Source organism: Promicromonospora sp. NPDC110617, from assembly GCF_055598465.1.
In genome coordinates, this window is record NZ_JBVKBM010000002.1 from 160,076 (window position 1) to 177,589 (window position 17,514).

Consider the following 17,514-nt stretch of genomic DNA (forward strand, 5'->3'; position numbering starts at 1 on the left):
TTCACTGCCCACCCTTCTGGACGAATCCACGCACGAACGACTCGGCGTTGGTCTCCAGCACCTCGTCGATCTCCTCGAGCAGGGCGTCGACCTCGTCGTCGTCCTTCTGCGCTGCCGCAGCGGCGGGCGCCGGCGTCTCGGCGTCGTCGTCGGGAGTGCGGTCCTCGTGCGACGGGTTGATTCTTTCCTGACCGGCCATGATCGCCTCCTGGTGATTCTCTGACGTAGTGCTGGTCTTGAAGCCTAGGCCCTGAGGCTTGGTGTTGACCCTAGAGACTGACCCTAGGCGGTGACACCGACACGGAAGGTCATCTTCGCCCGGAGAGTCCGGCGAGCAGCGCCGCCGCGTCCGGGCTCGCGTCCAGCAGCGCACCGATGTGGCGCCGCGTACCGCGGGTCGGGTCGAGCATCGGCACCCGCTGCAGCGCCTGCGCGCCGTCGACGTCGAAGATCACCGAGTCCCAGCTCGCGGCGGAGATCTGGCTGCCGTAGCGCGCCATCACCTCGCCGCGGAAGTAGGCACGGGTGTCCGTCGGCGGGTGCTGCACCGCGCGCGCCACGCTCTCCTCGTCGACGATCCGGTCGACCGCGCCCTTGGCGAGCAGCCGGTGGTAGATACCGCGCTCGGGCCGCACGTCCGACCACTGCAGGTCCATCGCGTGCAGCCGCGGGTGGTCCCAGTCCAGGTTGTCGCGCGAGCGCAGACGCTCCAGCAGGCGCAGCTTGGCGACCCACTCCACCTCGCGCGCGCACCCGGCCAGGTCGGTGCCCAGCCGCTCGACCAGGGACGCCCAGCGGTCGAGCACCGCGTCCGACTCCGGGTCGGTGCCGAGCACCTTGAGCGAGCGCCGCACGACGTCGACCACCTCGCCCTGGATCTGGAGCGCCGTCATCGTGCGGCCGTCCGTGAGCTCGAGCGCGGCGGTCAGGTCGAGGTCGCGGGAGACCTTCTGCACGTCGCTCACCGGGGAGGCCAGCCGCAGGGCGCCCAGCTCGCCACGCGCGTCCACGCCGAGGTCGGCCAGCTCGTCCAGGTGCTCCAGCACCCACAGGACCAGCGACGTCGTGCCGGTCTTGAGGTAGGTGGGCACCTCCATCAGGTTGGCGTCCCCGAGGATCAGGTGCAGCCGGCGCCACCGCTGCCGGTCGGCGTGCGGCTCGTCGCGGGTGTTGACGATCGGGCGGCGCAGCGTGGTCTCCAGGCCGATCTCGGCCTCGATGTAGTCGGCGCGCTGCGAGATCTGGAACCCGGCTGTGCCGCTCGTGGCGCCCAGGCCCACCCGGCCGGAGCCGGTGAACACCTGGCGCGTGACGAGGAACGACGTGATGAGCTCGGCCAGCGTGGTGAACGGCAGTGCGCGGTCCACGAGGTAGTTCTCGTGGGTGCCGTAGCTGGCGCCCTTGCCGTCCACGTTGTTCTTGTAGAGCACCACCTCGCTGCCGGGGAAGCCGGACAGCTCCCGCAGGGCGGCGAGCATGACGCGCTCGCCGGCGACGTCCCAGCGCACGATGTCCTCGGGCGTCATGACCTCGGGCGAGGAGTACTCGGGGTGGGCGTGGTCCACGTACAGCCGCGCGCCGTTCGTGAGGATCACGTTGGCGGCGCTCGGGTCGTCGTACTCGTCGGCGGCCGGCCGCTCGACCTCCTGGGTCGAGCCCGCCCGGCGCCGGCCACGCCCCGGCAGGCCGGGCTCCACGACGGGCACCTGGCCCGTGACAGGTCCGGACGGCGCGGGCCGCGCCGGGTCGTCGGTCAGCATCGACGGCTGCGCCGAGGCGCGGTCGAGGTGGAACCCGCGCGCGTCCTGCAGCGGGTCCTCGTCGTCGTAGTCCCAGCGGGCCTTGCCACCCGAACCCTCGGCTCGGGTGGAGATGGCCCGGTAGGTGGTCACCACCTGGCTCGACAGCAGCATGGGGTTGGCCAGGGGCCGGCCAGGCTGCAGCACTCCGTACTCGGTCTCGATGCCCATCACACGACGCACGCTCACGTCCACCACCCTATGCCGGAGTAGTCCCGTTGGTCGGGCAGGTCCGCGCCCGGTCGACGGACGCGGACCTGCCCGGTTGTGGTCAGAGGTACTGGCCGGTGTTCTGGACGGTGTCGATGGTGCGGGGCGTGGCGCCCTCGCCCTTCTTCTGGACGATGGTGCGGATGAAGACGATGCGCTCGCCCTTCTTGCCGCTGATGCGCGCCCAGTCGTCGGGGTTGGTCGTGTTCGGGAGGTCCTCGTTCTCCTTGAACTCGTCGACGCACGCGGTCAGCAGGTGCTCCACGCGGATGCCCTTCTGACCGGAGGCCAGGAAGTCCTTGATCGCGTTCTTCTTGGCCCGGTCCACCACGTTCTGGATCATGGCGCCCGAGTTGAAGTCCTTGAAGAAGAGGGTCTCCTTGTCCCCGGAGGCGTAGGTGACCTCCAGGAACTGGTTCTCCTCGTCCTCGGAGTACATGCGCTCCACCACCGAGGTGATCATGCCGTCCAGCGCCTCGGAGACGTTGTTGCCGTACTCCGCCAGGTCGTCCGCGTGGATCGGCAGCTCCTTGGTGAGGTACTTGCCGAAGACCTCCTTGGCACCCTCGGCGTCGGGCCGCTCGATCTTGATCTTCACGTCGAGGCGCCCCGGGCGCAGGATGGCCGGGTCGATCATGTCCTCGCGGTTGGAGGCGCCGATGACGATGACGTTGTCGAGCCGCTCGACGCCGTCGATCTCGGCGAGGAGCTGCGGCACGATGGTGGTCTCCACGTCGGAGGAGAGGCCGGTGCCGCGGGTGCGGAACAGCGACTCCATCTCGTCGAAGAAGACGACGACCGGCATGCCCTGGCTGGCCTTCTCCCGTGCCCGGGCGAAGATCAGCCGGATGTGCCGCTCGGTCTCGCCGACGTACTTGTTGAGCAGCTCCGGACCCTTGACGTTGAGGAAGAAGCTCTTCACCTCGGGGTTGCCCCCGTTGGCGCGCGCCACCATCCCGGCCAGCGAGTGGGCCACGGCCTTGGCGATGAGCGTCTTGCCACAGCCGGGCGGGCCGTACAGCAGCACGCCCTTGGGCGGGCGCAGCCCGTGCTCCCGGAAGAGGTCGGGGTGCGCGAACGGCAGCTCCACCGCGTCCCGGATGGCCTCGATCTGCGGCCCGAGGCCGCCGATGTCCTCGTACTCGATGTCCGGGACCTCTTCGAGGACCAGCTCCTCGACCTCGGACTTGGGCACGATCTCGAACACGAAGCCGCTGCGCGTGTCGACCGTGAGCGAGTCCCCGACCCGGAGCGGGACGTCCATCACCGAGCCGGCGAGGCGCACCACGCGCTCCTCGTCGGCCCGGCCCACCACGAGCACGCGGTCGCCGCCCAGCATCTCCTTGACGGTCACCAGCTCGCCGGTGCGCTCGTAGTCGCCCGCGCCGACCACGGTCATCGCCTCGTTGAGCTTGACCTCCTGGCCCGGACTCAGCCGCGTGACGTCCAGGCTCGGGCTCGCGGAGACGTGCATCTTGCGGCCGGCGGACGAGATGTCCACCGAGCCGTCGGCGTGAGCCCCCAGGAACACGGCGTAGGTGCCCGGCGGCTTGGCCAGGTCATCGAGCTGTTTCTTGAGCTCGACTATCTGATCACGCGCCGCGCGGAGTGCTTCCGCGAGGCGCTCGTTCTTTGCTGAGAGGAGGGCAATCTGGCGCTCGTAGTCGCGACTTGGCAAAGGCTCGTGCTCGGGATGGTTGTATCCTGACGTGTTCTCGGTCATGACATCCCCTCTCGTAGTGCCCGAGAGGCGACCATATGACGCAATCGCCTCCGAGAACAGCACTCTAAGCACAGTCACTGACACACCGGGAGTAAGAACACCCGTTTGAGACGTCCGGGGTACCCGATCGTTACAGCCCGTTCACGCAGACGGGGTGTTGCCGTCCTCGGGTGCCACGCCGAGGTCACGGCGCACCTTTCGGATCTTCTTGTCCGAGATGGCGCGCTCGCCGAGCTCCTCGGGCGACCAGTCGACCTCGGCCGTCACGGGGTACGCACCCTTGGCAGGACGCCGTTTACGCAGGGGCGCGACCACGCCGTCGGCCAGCCGGCGGGCCGTGATGAGGAATCCGGTGTGCCCGATCATCCGGTGCTCGGGACGGACCGCGAGGCCCTCCAGGTGCCAGCCGCGGACCATGGTCTCGAAGGCGGCCGGCTCGCCGAACCGGCCGTCGGAACGGAGATCTTCTGCTGTGCGCGAAAGCTGGGTCGTGGTGGCCACGTAGCAGACGAGCACGCCACCGGGCGCGAGCGCGGACGCGACGGCGTCGACGTTCTCCCACGGCGCGAGCATGTCCAGGACCACGCGGTCGACGGTGCCGGGCTCGGCCACCTCGGGCAGCACGTCGGCGAGGTCGCCGACGGACAGGTTCCAGGCCGGGTGCGGCCCGCCGAAGAAGGTCTCGACGTTGCCCTGCGCGATCGCGGCGAAGTCCTCGCGCCGCTCGATCGAGTGCACGTGCCCGGCGTCGCCGACGGCGCGCAGCAGGGACATCGTCAGCGCGCCGGACCCGACGCCGGCCTCGACCACCCGGGCACCCGGGTAGATGTCGGCCATGGCGATGATCTGCCCGGCGTCCTTGGGGTAGACGACGGCGGCGCCGCGCGGCATCGACAGCACGTAGTCGGCCAGCAGCGGGCGCAGCGCGAGGTACTCGATCTCGGCCGTGTTCACGACCACCGAACCCTCCGGCTGCCCGATGATCTGCTCGTGCTTGAAGTAGCCCTTGTGCGTGTGGAAGGTGCCGCCCGGCTGCAGGGTGATGGTGTGCAGGCGGCCCTTGGGGTCGGTCAGCTGGACCTTGTCCCCCACGCGGAACGGTCCGCGGCGCAGCTCGGCGCCGGTGGCGGTAGGGGCATCGGTGGGTGTGGTCACGACCGACCAGTCTAGGTGCCCCGGACCGCCCGGGCGACGTCGGCGAGGTCGAGCACGCCCGTGACCCGGTCCCCGTCGACCACCGGGACGAGCCGGGCGCCGCCGGACCGCGTGGCCAGGTGGTTGAGCAGGTCCGTGCCCGACGTCGCGGGGTGCACGGCGCTGCCCTGCACGAACGGGATCGCCACGGCGTCGACGGGCGTCGCGTGCCGGGCGGCGGCGGGCACCGCGGCGACGGCGTCGTCGTCGAGCACGCCGATCGGTTCGCCGCGGTGCCCCACCACGACGAGGCGATGACCCGCCGCTTCCGGGACGCCCGCGGCGACCGCCGCCGTCCGGGCGGACAGTGCCTCGTCGACGGTGGAGCCGAACGCGACCGAGAGGGCCGGGTGCGCGAGCCGGCTCGCGGACAGCGCCGCGACGGCCTCCCGGCGGCGGCCGTTGGTGATCGCCGCCCCCGCTCCCGCCCAGAGGAACGCACCGATCAGCGCCGACCACAGCACGGTCGTGAGGTTGGGCGTGGTGCCCTGCACGAACGGCACCACCAGGGCCCAGAGCAGCACGCCGACGGCGACGACGCGCCCGACCCAGCCGGCCGCGATGGTGCCCGTCGAACGCTTGCCGGTGGCGGCCCAGACCAGCGACTCGAGGATCTGGCCGCCGTCGAGCGGCAGGCCCGGGAGCAGGTTGAACGCGCCGACGAAGGCGTTGGAGACCGCGCCCGCGTACAGCAGGAGCGTGGGCACGTCCTGCACCGGCGCGGCCTGGAAGGCGACCCAGAAGCCGGCGGCGAGGACCAGGTTGGTCAGGGGCCCCACGACGGCGACGAGGAAGCCGTCGAGCGGTTTGCCGAGCCCACCCGTGTAGGCGGTGTGGCCGCCCCAGATCGTGACGGCGAGCTCGGTCACCTGCTGGCCGCGGGCCCGGGCCACGAGGGCGTGGGCGGTCTCGTGCAGGAACACCGAGCCGAACAGCAGCAGCACGAACACGAACGCGACGAGGTAGGCGCCCGCCCCGAGGTGGGGCGCGATCAGCTGCACGTTCGGCACGAACAGGATGGTCAGGACGAGGGCCGCGAGAAACCAGGACCGCGTGATGATCACGGGCGCGCCGGCGACGCGGCCGACCACGATCCCCTTCGAGCGCTGTGGGGCAGGTGCGGGCGTGGAGGCGGGCTCCGAGGTGGTCACTGGACCAACCTAACCGGCCGCCGGGTGTGCGGGTGACGGCGCGCTGTGGACAACTCCCGGGGGATGTCAGTGCCCGCCCCTAGGGTTGGGGCCATGACGACGACGGAGCTGACGCAGGGGCTGGAGCAGGACGCGACGACGGAGGCGGCCGACGCCGCGCCGGCCCTGCGCGCGCCCTCGCGACCGCCGGCCCTGTCCCCGTCGCGCGCCAACGACTTCATGCAGTGCCCGCTGCTCTTCCGGTTCCGCACGGTGGACCGGCTGCCGGAGCCGCCGTCGGCCGCCGCCGCACGCGGCACGCTCGTGCACGCGGTGCTGGAGCGGCTGTACGACGCCCCGCTGGGCGAACGGTCGCTGGCCGCGGCGCACGACCTCCTGCCCGGCGAGTGGGACCGGCTGCTGGAGGCCGACGAGCGGTACGCGTCGCTGTTCACCGACGGGGTCGGCCCGGACGGCCAGGACCGTGCGGGCTGGCTCGCCGGGGCGGGCTCCCTGCTGGGCACCTACTTCACGCTGGAGAACCCGAACCGGCTGGAGCCGGCCGAGCGGGAGCTCCTGGTGGAGTCGCAGCTCGACGGCGGGCCGCTGCTGCGGGGCATCGTCGACCGGCTGGACGTGGCGCCCGACGGCGCGCTGCGGGTGGTCGACTACAAGACGGGGAAGTCGCCGCGGCCCGGCTACGAGACGTCGGCCGTGTTCCAGATGCGCTTCTACGGCCTGGTGCTGTGGCGCGAACGCGGGGTGCTGCCCAAGATGCTGCAGCTCGTCTACCTGGGTGACGGTCAGGTGCTGCGCGGGGAGCCGACGACCGAGCACCTGGAGCACACGGAGCAGAAGATCCGTGCGATCTGGTCGGGCATCGAGGAGTCCGCCCGGACGGGCGAGTGGAAGCCCCGCCGGTCCAAGCTGTGCGGCTGGTGCGCCCACCAGGCGATGTGCCCCGAGTTCGGGGGCACGCCGCCGGAGATCCCGGAGGGCGCCGTCGCGCTGCGGCTCGGCATCACGGGCTGACGCGCGGCCCGTCGGGTCGCTCCCGGCCAGCTCGGTCCGGGCCAGCTCGGGTCGGGCCAGCTCGGGTCGGCCCGGACGAGCTCGGCTCAGCCGGGCAGGTCTCCGGCGCCGAGCAGGTCGACGACCTCCCCCGCCGCGATCCGGCCGAGCAGGTCGAGGTCGACCTGCTTGAGGGACGCCGCCCGGCTCAGCCCCGGGCGCGGCGGCACCGGCACCTCGGCGGGCACGCCGAGCGTGCGGGCACCCGACGCGAGCGCCGAGGTGATGCCGGGTCCGGAGTCCTCGATCGCCACGCAGTCCTCGGCCCGCACGCCGAACAGGCCGGCGGCCACCAGGTACGGCTCGGGGTGCGGCTTGCCGTGCGTCACCTCGTCGCCGGTGACCAGGTGGGTGAAGGTGCCGGCGGGGGCGCCGTCGGCCACGACCTGGGCCTGGCTGCGGTAGGACATGGTGACGATAGCGCACGGCACGTCGGCGGCGCGCAGGTCCTCCAGCAGCTCCAGGACGCCCACGCGCCACGGCACGGCCTCGCGCAGCTGCTCGTTGACGCGGGCCACGAGCCAGGCCACGATCTCGGCCGGCTCCAGCGGGACGCCGGCGTCGTGCAGCATGCCGCCCGTGGTGAGCAGCGCCTGCCCGACGGCGCCGAGCGCGTCCTCGTGCGTCCAGGTGGCCCCGTGCGCGACGACGATCTCGTGCTCGGCGCGCATCCAGTAGGCCTCGGAGTCGACGAGGGTGCCGTCCATGTCGAACAGGACGGCGGCGGGCAGGGCAGACGATTCGCGGGGCACCGACACATGCTAGGTGCCGACGTGGAACGGCCGGTAACGAGCGGGGAACGTCCAGGCGGGTCCCGACCGGCCGGATGCCGGACGATAGCGCCATGACACACACCGCCGCCTCCGGCATCGCCGCCTTCACCTTCGAGATGGGCGTGCTCAAACGCCTGCGCCGCTCAGGCTGGTGGCAGGTCGGGGTGCGCGACCCGGAGTCCGTGGCGGAGCACAGCCTGCGCGTCGCGCAGCTCGCCGCCCTGCTGGCGGCCGAGGAAGGCGCGGACCCGGCGCGTGCCGCCTACCTCGCGCTGTGGCACGACTCCCAGGAGACCCGCATCACGGACCTGCCGCACACTGCCCGGCCGTACCTCACCAAGCCGGACAACGTCGCGGTCACGCGGGACCAGGTCGCCCCGCTGCCGGACGCCGCGGCGGCCACCGTGCTCGGCGCGGTCACCGAGTTCGAGGCGCAGGAGACGCCCGAGGCGCGGTGCGCCCGCGACGCGGACAAGCTGGAGTGCCTCGTCCAGGCCGTCGAGTACCGGCACGGCGGCCAGGACGGCGTGCAGGAGTGGATCGACTCGTCCTACGCGGCGCTGGGGACGGACGCCGCGAAGCGGGTGGCGGACGCCGCGCTCACCCAGTCCCCGATGAGCTGGCGCGACTGAGCCGGCGGGCCGGGGGCCGCGCCGGCTCGGGTCCGGTGGGCGGACGGTCAGTCCGCGAGCAGCTCCTCGGCCCGCTCCTCCTGGCCGGCGTCGAGGTCGGTCCGCTCGAACGCGGCGACGGCCTTGTCGAACGTGCGGTTCACCCGCGGCTCGATCTCGACGACGCTCGCCGGGGTGACGATCGCCCGCTCGTACTCCGCGATCCAGGCGTCCATGTGGGCCACGTAGGCGTCACGGGCGGCGTCGAGCCGGCCGCCGTCGGACAGCGGCACCGCCTGGGCGTCCTCCTTGGCGGACAGGACGCCGGACCGGGCCTCCTCGGCGAGGTCGGGCACGTCGGTCATGAGCGCCGCGGCGAGCTCCTCCTTCTTCTCGACGTCGGTCGTGGCCTCGATCTCGTCGAACCGTCCGCTGACCTCGTCGATGTAGTCGCGCATCGTGGACTCGCTGTGCTCCACGGCGTCGAGCAGCACGTCAGCGGGCTCGCTGGTGCGCTCGGCCTGGGACCAGGCGATGCCGCTGCCGGCGCCGGCGACGACGAGCGCACCGACGGCGGAGAGCAGGACCCGGTGATTTCGCAGGTTGAGCATGAGTTCATCGTCACCCGGACCTGAGGCGTTCCGCGCGCCGGCGAGTGTGATCCGCGACGGAACTAACGGGCATATCACCCGATATCGCCCTAGATCCGCTTCGCCAGAGCGGCTCGGCAGAGATGTCCGGGCCGCCGTCGTCGGGGAAGACGGAGAAGGTGCCCGCGCTGTCGAACGCGCTCGCCAGACGCTGCCGGACCGTGCGAAGTCCGCGCCGGCGCAACAAGCCCGGCCGAGCCCGTGCGCTGGGAAAACGCACCGAGCACGCGAACCGCCGTGACACGGCCGGCCCGCGGGCGCACCCACCGTGCAGCCACCACGTACCCACCACGCCCCCGCCGCGCGCGTCGCGTCGTCCTGCGCGATGCTGGCCCTCGATCGGCAGTTTCGGCCGCCGAGTCCCGGCAGCGACCAAGGGGGAGACAGACCGTGTTCGGACCCGATTTCTTCGAGCGGCTCTCGCAGCGGATGTACTACGACCTCGACGGTCACCCGATCACCCAGGACCAGTGGTCCGTGCTGCGGCTGGGCGCCGGGGCCGCGCACATCGCGCGCGACCACCTCGGGATCTACCACGTGTCCACCGTGTGGACGGGGATCGACACCGCCGCGCCCCTCGAGGACGACGACGACCACACCCCGCTCATCTACGAGACGATGGTGTTCGTCGAACGGCTCGACCCCGACGGCGTGCTCTCCGAGGACGAGCTCCTCGACTGCACGGAGCAGTACGCCGAGATGCACGCCACGCGGGAGGACGCGCTGGCCGGGCACCGGCGCGCGACGGCGCTGGTGCGCGAGTGGATCGCGAAGGGCCGCCCGGAGCTCTGAGGTACACCGCTCTGAGGAACGCAGCTCGGACGACGACGCAGGGGGAGCCATGATCCAGACCAGCACGCCTTCTCTGACCGCCCTCTTCACCGGCCGCCGCGCCGCACGCCGCGCCGTCCACGGCCCACCGGCCTACGGTGAACCGATGCACGGAACCACCCCGCGGGACCTCGGTCCCGCGGGTGCGCGAGCACTGCTGGCCGAGGTCTTCGAGCCCAGCACCGACCGCCTGGCCCACTCGCTCGGGGTCGGCCGGCGGGCCGAGCACGTCGCCCGCGTGCTGGGCCGGTCCGACCTGCTCGTGTCCGCGGCGTACCTGCACGACATCGGCTACGCCGCCGCGGCCCGCGACACCGGGCTGCACCAGCTCGACGGCGCCCGCTACCTGCGCCGCCTGGGCGCGCCGGACGAGCTGACGAGCCTGGTCGCGCACCACACGTCGGCCCTGGTCGAGGCGGGCGAGCGCCACCTCGACGCGCACCTGCGGGGCGAGTTCCCGGTGCCGACGGACAGCGACCTGCTGGACCTGCTGACCTACTGCGACATGACCACCTCGGCCCAGGGCCGCCCCGTCACCGTCGACGAGCGGCTGGACTGCATCTACGACCGCTACGCGCCGGGCCACCTCGTCTCGCGCAGCATCCACCGCGCGGAGCCGCAGCTGCGGCGGCTCGTGTCCGCGGTCGACGAGCGCCTCCGGCGCGGCTGAGGCCCGGCCCGCGGGGGAACCAACCGGACCGCCGGTCAGGTCAGGAACGGCTCGGTGCGCGAGAGGTCCACCGCGTGGTCGATGCGCAGCCGCATCGACGGGTGGATCGCCAGCTCGCCGAGCCGGTCCACCGGCTGCCACACCACCTCGCTGGACTCGTGCGAGGTCCGGACGGCGCCGCCGGTGACCGAGGCGCGCATGCAGATGGAGAACTGCGCGCGGACCTCGCCGTCCGAGTAGACGATGACGTGCCGCGGGTCGGTGTAGATGCCCACCAGGCCCGTGATCCGCACGCGGTAGCCGGTCTCCTCCTCGGTCTCCCGGACGCCCGCCTGCCGCACGGTCTCCCCCGGGTCGATGCCGCCGCCCGGCAGCGCCCAGAGGTCGTTGTCGGTGCGGTGGATGAGCAGCAGGCGCCCGCCGTCGTCGCGCACGGCCACCGTGACCGAGGGCACCACCGAGTTCACCGCCGGAGCGGCCGGGTCGTCGAAGTAGTCCAGCCGCGTCATCACGACACCTCGTCCGGGTCCTCCGTCCGCGGCCAGACCGTCAACGGCGTCGCGGCGTTCCACACCCGCTCGAAGCCCGCCTGGTAGGCGGGCGCCATCGACGCCTCGGGACCGTCCTTGAGGTGCAGCAGCGGGTTCGCGCCCGCGGGCGATCCCCAGACGTGCGTGTTGACCAGCAGGTCGTCGTCGAACCGGAAGGTCGTGGCGTACAGGGTCTGGTCGTGCAGCCGCACCTCGACGCCCGGCGTGCCGAGCGCGGGGGCCAGGTACGCCAGCACCAGGGCGATGCGCCCGGCAAGACCCGTGCCGCCCTCCTCCGCCGTGCGCACGGTGACGGCGCTTCCCTCCGGGTCGCCCAGCAGCAGGCGCACCTGCACGCCCCGCGCGGCCATGGTGACGATCTCCGTGGTCAGGTCCAGGGTCTGGTCCGGCAGGAACGTCGCGGCGAACGCGTGCAGCTCGAAGCGCTGCTCCACGCCGGCGAGGAACGCCCGCCAGGTCCCGGACGGCACGGCGCGCCGCGCCGGGTAGACGCCGACGATCTCCTGGGCGGCGGCCTCCGCCCGGTCGACGTCGCCCCACAGCGCCGCGACGTCGCAGCCCAGCGCCTCGGAGACCGCGACGCGATGACGCGGGTGCGGCGTACGCCCCTGAGCCACCCAGCGTTCCACGGTCTTCGGGTCGACGCCGACGGCGGCCGCGAGCCGGACCTGGCTCAGGCCGGCCTGGCTCATCGCCGCGACCAGTCGTTGGTTTCTCACGTGTCATCTCACCCCCTCAAGGGACGTATCTATCACCGAAACGTCCCGGGCGCTGCCGATGGCACGTCCCATGTGCCCGGCGCACAGTGGTATCAGCTAGCCCACCTGTCCGACCCGTGTCCCGGAGAGCCTCGTGAACCCCATTGCCTCGCAGTCGGTCACAGAACGTCTTGGCGATGTCATCGACCTGCTGCGGCACGTCCGCGCGGACTGGATCGAGGTCCTGACGGTCACGCCCGAGCGCGTGTGCCTGCAGCCGTGGCACCTGGACGACGGCGAGAGCATCGCGCGGGCGCTGGGCCTGGAGCACGCCATCGACCAGCGGATGATGAACCCCGGCTACACGCTGTGGTCGGGCGAGTGGCGCGGTGTCGAGGTGCAGGTGCGCGGCGCGCTCCGCGCCGGCGTGCCGGTCTTCTGAGCCCGCGGCCCGGCACCGACACGCCGCCACGCAGTGGATTCGCCCGTCCGCGAACGCGGCCGTGCCCCTGGTCACGTCGAGCGCCGCACACCCTAGGGTGGGGGGATGACCGACGCGCATCACGAGCAGCCGGAGCAGGCCTCGCCTCGCCAGACCGTGCTCCTCGCTGCCTTCGAAGGTTGGAACGACGCGGGGAGCGCCGCCACGACGGCGCTCACGCACCTGGCCGAGGTGTGGGGCGCCGAGAAGGTGACCGAGCTCGACCCGGAGGAGTTCCACGACTTCCAGGTCAACCGCCCGTACATCTCGCTGGACGACGACGGGAAACGCTCCATCACCTGGCCCACGACCACGATCTCGGTGGCCCAGGTGGGCGAGCGCAAGGTCGTGCTGGTGCACGGCGTCGAGCCGTCGATGCGCTGGCGCAAGTACTGCGAGGAGCTGCTGCGCGTGGCGGACGAGCTGGGGGTCCGCACCGTGATCACGCTCGGCGCGCTCCTGGCGGACGTCCCGCACACCCGGCCCATCCCGATGACCGCCACCTCGGACAGCGTGGGCCTACAGTCCGTGCTGGACATCGAGGCCAACACCTACCAGGGCCCCACGGGGATCGTCGGGGTGCTCCAGCACGAGGCCGCGGAGCGCAACCTGCAGTCCGTCAGCCTGTGGGCGGCCGTGCCGCACTACGTGGCCAACCCGCCGTCGCCCAAGGCGACGCTCGCGATCCTCACGCGCGTGGAGGAGATCCTGGGCGAGACGGTCCCGATGGGCGAGCTGCCCGACGACGCCGCGGCCTGGCAGCACGGCGTGGACGAGCTGGCGTCGGAGGACTCGGAGATCTCCGAGTACGTCGCGCAGCTCGAGGAGGCCAAGGACACCGCCGAGCTGCCCGAGGCGTCCGGTGACGCCATCGCGCGCGAGTTCGAGCGCTACCTGCGCCGCCGGGACGGCGGCGGCAAGGACAGCGGTCCCGAACGGCTCTGAGCCCGGGTCCGGACAGAGCGACAAGCACAGAGGCCTGAGCCCCCCGTGGGGTTCAGGCCTCTGACGTTCTGTCCGGCGTGACGGTCACGCGCTGCTGGAGATGGGCTCGATCCGCACACCTGCGTCCGGCCCGTGGAAGCCCACCCATGTCTCGAGACACCGTGCGGCGTCCTCGACGCGGTCGTAGACCGGTGCGTATCCCGGTCCGTTACGTACCACTCGGTATCGCGTGCTGCACCTGGGCGCCGTCGTGACGGTGACCCGGGTCTCACCCGTGAAGTCTTCCTCGTACTCCGTCATGCTCCCCATCCTGCCCCGGGTTAAATGCAAACGGAAGCAGGGGCCAAAACTAACCTGTTGGGCGCTCGGCGCGGTGCTGGCCTACCTCGCCGAAACGGGGTCGGAACGGGACGCCCGAGAGGTCAAAGACGCACTCCGAGCAGGGCGTTCACCGTACGGGCGATGATCCCGGGAGCACCCTCCTCGTCGGCGGAGGTGTCCCGCGACGCGTCCAGGGAGCTCTCAGCCCACGCGTCGACGGCGGCCAGCGCGGCCGGCGCGTCGAGGTCGTCCGCCAGGGCCGCGCGGACCGCGGACAGGGTCGCGTCGGCCGACGGACCGCCGTTGCCTGAGACCGCGTCGCGCCACCGCACGAGCCGCGCCTCGCCCGCGGGCAGCGACGTCTCGTCCCACTCCCACTCCGTGCGGTAGTGGTGGGCCAGGAGCGCCAGGCGGATCGCCATCGGGTCGTGCCCCTCGTCCCGGAGCCGGGAGACCAGCACCAGGTTGCCCAGCGACTTGCTCATCTTCTCGCCCTGGTACGAGACCAGGCCAGCGTGGACGTGCGTGCGGGCGCCGGCCGGCTCCCCGTCGCCCGACGCGGGGCACAGGACGCGCAGGTGCGACGTCGACATCTCGTGGTGCGGGAACAGCAGGTCCGTGCCGCCGCCCTGCACGTCGAACCGCTCCCCCGCGGCCACGTCGAGCCCGTCGCGCGCGATGACCGCGCACTCGATGTGCCAGCCCGGGCGGCCGGTGCCGAGCGGCCCGCCGTCCCACGCGGGCTCCCCCGGGCGCTCGCGCCGCCACAGCAGCGGGTCCAGCGGGTCCTTCTTGCCCTCACGGTCCGGGTCCCCGCCGCGCTCCGCGAACGTGGCCAGCGCCTGCTCGCGGTCGAGGTGCGCGACCGCGCCGAAGCGCGGGTCGGCCGTGAGGTCGGCGTAGACGTCGCCCAGCTCCGGCGTGGACCCGCCGGCACCCGGCTCCAGCGACACGCGGTAGGCGGCGCCCGACTCCAGCATGGTCGCCACGGCCCGCGCGACGTCCGGGGCCGACTCCACGGCGCCCGTCCACGTCGAGGGCGGGATCACGCCCAGCGCCGTCATGTCCTCGCGGAACAGCGCGATCTGCGAGGCCGCGAGCTCGCGCCAGTCCATACCGGTCGCCGCGGCGCGCTCCAGCAGCGGGTCGTCGACGTCCGTCACGTTCGACGCGTAGGTGACGTCCTTGCCCGCGTCGCGCCAGGCGCGCACCAGCAGGTCGAACGTCACGTAGGTGTTCGCGTGCCCGATGTGGGTCGCGTCGTACGGCGTGATGCCGCACGCGTACAGCCGCGCCTGGGGGCCCGGCGCCGCCTCCACGAGCTCCCCCGACGACGAGTCGTGGACCCGCACCGGGGCGGGCGACGGGGAGCCGGGGAGCAGCGGGACTTGGGGTGTGGGCCAGGCGTGCACGCGACCAACGATAACCGCAGGCTGTGACACTCCCCGACCATGTCAGGGCCCTGGGGCGTGTGTTCTATGCGACGCCGCCGGTCGCGTCGATCGTGCCCGACATCAGCAGGTACACGACCACGCCGGCGAGCACGAGCCGGTAGTACACGAACGGCTTGTAGGAGTAGTTGCCGATGATCTTGAGGAAGCCGATGATCACCGCGTAGCCCACGCCGAACGCGACGACCGTCGCCAGCAGGATGGCGCCCCAGCCGGGCGACCCTTCCGGCAGCGGCTCGCCGAGCGTCTTGACGAGCTGGTAGAAGCCCGAGCCGAGGACGGCCGGGATCGCGAGCAGGAACGAGTAGTCCGCCGCGGCCTTGCGGGTGAAACCCATGGCCAGGCCGGCCGTGATGGTGCCGCCCGAGCGGGAGACGCCCGGTACCAGCGCGAGGGCCTGGGCGAAGCCGAAGGTGATGGCGCTACGGCCGGTCAGCGTCGTCAGCTCGCGCTCCCGGCGGCCGAAGATGTCCGCCAGCAGCAACAGGATCGCGAAGAACGCCAGGGTGAAGACGGTGATCCACAGGTTGCGCAGCGTGGTCTCGATGTAGTCCTGGAACAGCAGGCCCAGCACCACGATCGGGACCGAGCCGAAGATGATGTACCAGCCCATCGCGGCGTCCGGGTTGGCGATCACGCCGGGGCGGCCGTGCCGTACGTCGACGGAGCCGGGGCGCGGGCCCAGGCCCGCGCGGGCGCGCCAGCCCTTGCCGTAGGCGCCCGAGAGGGCCTTGAACCAGGCGACGAGGATGACGCCGATCTTCTTGCGGTAGTAGATGATCACCGCGGCCTCGGTGCCGATCTGCGTGATGGCCGTGAAGGCCGCGCCGGGATCGCTCGACCCGATCAGCTCACCGACGATCCGCAGGTGCGCCGACGACGAGATCGGGAGGAACTCGGTCAGGCCCTGGACCAGGCCCAGAAGGATGGCTTCCCACGCAGTCACGGGCCGTGACACTACCCCACGGCGCGCCTCCTGACGCACCCGCGTCGGCCGCGGGTAGCCTGCCGCACATGGAACGACGCCGGGTGGGCAGGTCGGGCCTGCGGGTCTCGGAGCTCGGGCTCGGCACCATGACATGGGGCCGCGACACCGACGAGATCGACGCGGCCGAGCAGGTACGGGACTTCCTCGACGCCGGCGGCACCCTCGTGGACACCGCGGCCAGCTACGCCGACGGTGACTCCGAGCGCGTGATCGGCACGCTCCTGTCCGGCAAGGTCGCGCGCAACGAGCTGGTGCTGGCCACCAAGGCGGGCATCCGGTCGGAGTCGCGCCCCGGCGGCGGCCCGGGACGCGTCGTGGACGCCTCCCGCGGCGCCCTGCTCGACAGCCTCGACGAGTCGCTGGTGCGCATGGGCACCGACCACGTGGACCTGTTCCTCGTGGCCTGCCCCGACCCCAACACGTCGCTGGAGGAGACCTGCAACGCGCTGCGGATCGCGGTGACCAGCGGACGCGCCCGGTACGTGGGCCTGAGCAACCACCCCGGCTGGGCGACGGCACGCGTGGCGACACTGCTGGAGCCGGACGTCGGCCTGGCCGCCGTCGAGCTCGAGTACTCGCTGCTGCAGCGCGGTGTGGAGCGTGACGTCGTCCCGGCCGCCGACGCCCTGGGAGCCGGCCTGCTGGCCTGGTCGCCCCTCGGGCGCGGCGTGCTCACGGGCAAGTACCGGCGCGGCATCCCCGCCGACTCCCGGGCCGCCGGGGCGCTGGCGGGCTTCGTCCAGTCGTACCTGGAGGGGCCGGCGTCCGCCGTCGTCGAAGCCGTGGCGACCGCGGCCGAAGGGCTGGGCCGCGCCGCCGGGGAGGTGGCGCTCGCCTGGCTCCTGGAGCGCGAAGGCATCGCGTCGGCGATCGTGGGCGCGCGGACACCCACCCAGCTCCGGTCGTCGCTGGCGGCCGTGACCCTCGAGCTGCCGTACGAGGTGCACGCCGCGCTCGACGACGTCTCCGCCCCGGAGATCGGCTATCCGGAACGCTGGTGACCGTGCGCCCGCCCGGGCCTGAGCCCGCGCCGGGTCAGCGCTGCTGCGCAGGCTGCGGCTGGTCCTCCGACTCCTCGACCTCGCCCAGGTCGTCGTCGAAGTCGAGGTCCTCGAGGTCCTCCAGGTCCTCGTCCGACTCGTCGTCCTCGTCGTCGTCCTCGTCCACCTCGTCGGCCAGGTAGAACGGCGTCACCTCGCCGAACACCGTGGCCAGGGAGTCCTCGTACACCTCGTAGGCGTCGGCGAGCACGTCGTAGGCGTCGTCGACGGCGGGGTCGTCGTCACTCCGGCGAGTGGCGACCGCGTGGTGGTGGGCCTCGAGTGCGGCCACGAGGCGGTCGAGCGCGGCACGCGGTTCAACGGTCATGCCTTGAAGGTAGCGCCCCATGGGCCACAATGGGCAGACGAAATTCATT

At 72.2% G+C, this 17,514-nt stretch carries 19 protein-coding genes; 7 read left to right on the forward strand and 12 right to left on the reverse strand.

Annotation, left to right across the window (positions count from 1 at the left end; genetic code table 11):
• Position 1: 1 nt before the first annotated feature.
• The 5 genes from ACZ7LE_RS11490 to ACZ7LE_RS11510 form a co-directional block, all read right to left on the reverse strand.
• A complete protein-coding gene (locus ACZ7LE_RS11490; protein ID WP_121383395.1) occupies positions 2-199 on the reverse strand; it encodes a ubiquitin-like protein Pup in 198 nt (65 codons plus the stop codon).
• A 109-nt stretch (positions 200-308) separates the two neighbouring features.
• Positions 309-1,970, reverse strand: coding sequence for a depupylase/deamidase Dop (gene dop, locus ACZ7LE_RS11495; RefSeq protein WP_470404539.1), 1,662 nt, complete (start codon positions 1,968-1,970; stop codon positions 309-311).
• Positions 1,971-2,070: 100 nt separating this feature from the next.
• Positions 2,071-3,732, reverse strand: coding sequence for a proteasome ATPase (gene arc, locus ACZ7LE_RS11500; RefSeq protein WP_470403418.1), 1,662 nt, complete (start codon positions 3,730-3,732; stop codon positions 2,071-2,073).
• A gap of 141 nt (positions 3,733-3,873) precedes the next feature.
• Positions 3,874-4,887, reverse strand: coding sequence for a tRNA (adenine-N1)-methyltransferase (locus ACZ7LE_RS11505; RefSeq protein ID WP_470403419.1), 1,014 nt, complete (start codon positions 4,885-4,887; stop codon positions 3,874-3,876).
• An 11-nt stretch (positions 4,888-4,898) separates the two neighbouring features.
• A complete protein-coding gene (locus ACZ7LE_RS11510) occupies positions 4,899-6,077 on the reverse strand; it encodes a site-2 protease family protein (protein WP_470403420.1) in 1,179 nt (392 codons plus the stop codon).
• A 93-nt stretch (positions 6,078-6,170) separates the two neighbouring features.
• Here ACZ7LE_RS11510 and ACZ7LE_RS11515 point away from each other — a divergent pair, with 93 nt between their 5' ends.
• Positions 6,171-7,088 (forward strand): RecB family exonuclease, encoded by a 918-nt coding sequence (locus ACZ7LE_RS11515; protein WP_470403421.1) that lies wholly within the window; start codon positions 6,171-6,173, stop codon positions 7,086-7,088.
• A gap of 86 nt (positions 7,089-7,174) precedes the next feature.
• Here ACZ7LE_RS11515 and ACZ7LE_RS11520 read toward each other — a convergent pair whose 3' ends face one another.
• Positions 7,175-7,879, reverse strand: a complete 705-nt coding sequence (locus tag ACZ7LE_RS11520; protein ID WP_470403422.1) for an HAD family hydrolase — start codon at positions 7,877-7,879, stop codon at positions 7,175-7,177.
• A 92-nt stretch (positions 7,880-7,971) separates the two neighbouring features.
• On the opposite strand from ACZ7LE_RS11520, the gene ACZ7LE_RS11525 reads away from it, so the two are divergent.
• On the forward strand, positions 7,972-8,532 hold the full coding sequence (locus ACZ7LE_RS11525; protein ID WP_470403423.1) for an HD domain-containing protein: 561 nt from the start codon (positions 7,972-7,974) through the stop codon (positions 8,530-8,532).
• Between the two features lie 47 nt (positions 8,533-8,579).
• Here ACZ7LE_RS11525 and ACZ7LE_RS11530 read toward each other — a convergent pair whose 3' ends face one another.
• Positions 8,580-9,122 (reverse strand): hypothetical protein, encoded by a 543-nt coding sequence (locus ACZ7LE_RS11530; RefSeq protein ID WP_470403424.1) that lies wholly within the window; start codon positions 9,120-9,122, stop codon positions 8,580-8,582.
• Positions 9,123-9,551: 429 nt separating this feature from the next.
• Between ACZ7LE_RS11530 and ACZ7LE_RS11535 the strand changes: the two genes are divergently transcribed.
• Together ACZ7LE_RS11535 and ACZ7LE_RS11540 are read left to right on the forward strand one after the other, a co-directional pair.
• On the forward strand, positions 9,552-9,953 hold the full coding sequence (locus ACZ7LE_RS11535; RefSeq protein WP_400547114.1) for a hypothetical protein: 402 nt from the start codon (positions 9,552-9,554) through the stop codon (positions 9,951-9,953).
• A 145-nt stretch (positions 9,954-10,098) separates the two neighbouring features.
• A complete protein-coding gene (locus tag ACZ7LE_RS11540) occupies positions 10,099-10,662 on the forward strand; it encodes an HD domain-containing protein (RefSeq protein ID WP_470403425.1) in 564 nt (187 codons plus the stop codon).
• Positions 10,663-10,697: 35 nt separating this feature from the next.
• On the opposite strand, the gene ACZ7LE_RS11545 is transcribed toward ACZ7LE_RS11540, so the two are convergent.
• Positions 10,698-11,171 (reverse strand): NUDIX hydrolase, encoded by a 474-nt coding sequence (locus ACZ7LE_RS11545; protein ID WP_470403426.1) that lies wholly within the window; start codon positions 11,169-11,171, stop codon positions 10,698-10,700.
• Positions 11,171-11,932 carry a helix-turn-helix domain-containing protein gene (locus ACZ7LE_RS11550; RefSeq protein ID WP_470403427.1) on the reverse strand — a complete coding sequence of 254 codons (762 nt, stop codon included), beginning with the start codon at positions 11,930-11,932 and terminating at the stop codon, positions 11,171-11,173. Before ACZ7LE_RS11550 ends, ACZ7LE_RS11545 begins: the two co-directional genes overlap by 1 nt.
• Before the next feature lie 133 nt (positions 11,933-12,065).
• On the opposite strand from ACZ7LE_RS11550, the gene ACZ7LE_RS11555 reads away from it, so the two are divergent.
• Together ACZ7LE_RS11555 and ACZ7LE_RS11560 are read left to right on the forward strand one after the other, a co-directional pair.
• Positions 12,066-12,353 (forward strand): hypothetical protein, encoded by a 288-nt coding sequence (locus ACZ7LE_RS11555; protein WP_377229020.1) that lies wholly within the window; start codon positions 12,066-12,068, stop codon positions 12,351-12,353.
• A gap of 105 nt (positions 12,354-12,458) precedes the next feature.
• Positions 12,459-13,337, forward strand: a complete 879-nt coding sequence (locus tag ACZ7LE_RS11560; protein WP_020014713.1) for a PAC2 family protein — start codon at positions 12,459-12,461, stop codon at positions 13,335-13,337.
• A gap of 422 nt (positions 13,338-13,759) precedes the next feature.
• On the opposite strand, the gene mshC is transcribed toward ACZ7LE_RS11560, so the two are convergent.
• Positions 13,760-15,070 carry a cysteine--1-D-myo-inosityl 2-amino-2-deoxy-alpha-D-glucopyranoside ligase gene (gene mshC, locus ACZ7LE_RS11565; protein WP_470403428.1) on the reverse strand — a complete coding sequence of 437 codons (1,311 nt, stop codon included), beginning with the start codon at positions 15,068-15,070 and terminating at the stop codon, positions 13,760-13,762.
• Positions 15,071-15,134: 64 nt separating this feature from the next.
• Complete coding sequence (locus tag ACZ7LE_RS11570) at positions 15,135-16,055, reverse strand: undecaprenyl-diphosphate phosphatase (RefSeq protein ID WP_470403429.1); 921 nt, start codon at positions 16,053-16,055, stop codon at positions 15,135-15,137.
• 68 nt (positions 16,056-16,123) lie between these two features.
• On the opposite strand from ACZ7LE_RS11570, the gene ACZ7LE_RS11575 reads away from it, so the two are divergent.
• Positions 16,124-17,098: an aldo/keto reductase gene (locus tag ACZ7LE_RS11575; protein ID WP_470403430.1), complete on the forward strand. Its 975-nt coding sequence runs from the start codon at positions 16,124-16,126 to the stop codon at positions 17,096-17,098.
• 34 nt (positions 17,099-17,132) lie between these two features.
• On the opposite strand, the gene ACZ7LE_RS11580 is transcribed toward ACZ7LE_RS11575, so the two are convergent.
• The gene (locus tag ACZ7LE_RS11580; RefSeq protein ID WP_397396426.1) at positions 17,133-17,465 is read right to left on the reverse strand and encodes a primosomal protein; all 333 of its coding nucleotides are present in this window, start codon (positions 17,463-17,465) and stop codon (positions 17,133-17,135) included.
• Positions 17,466-17,514: the final 49 nt, after the last annotated feature.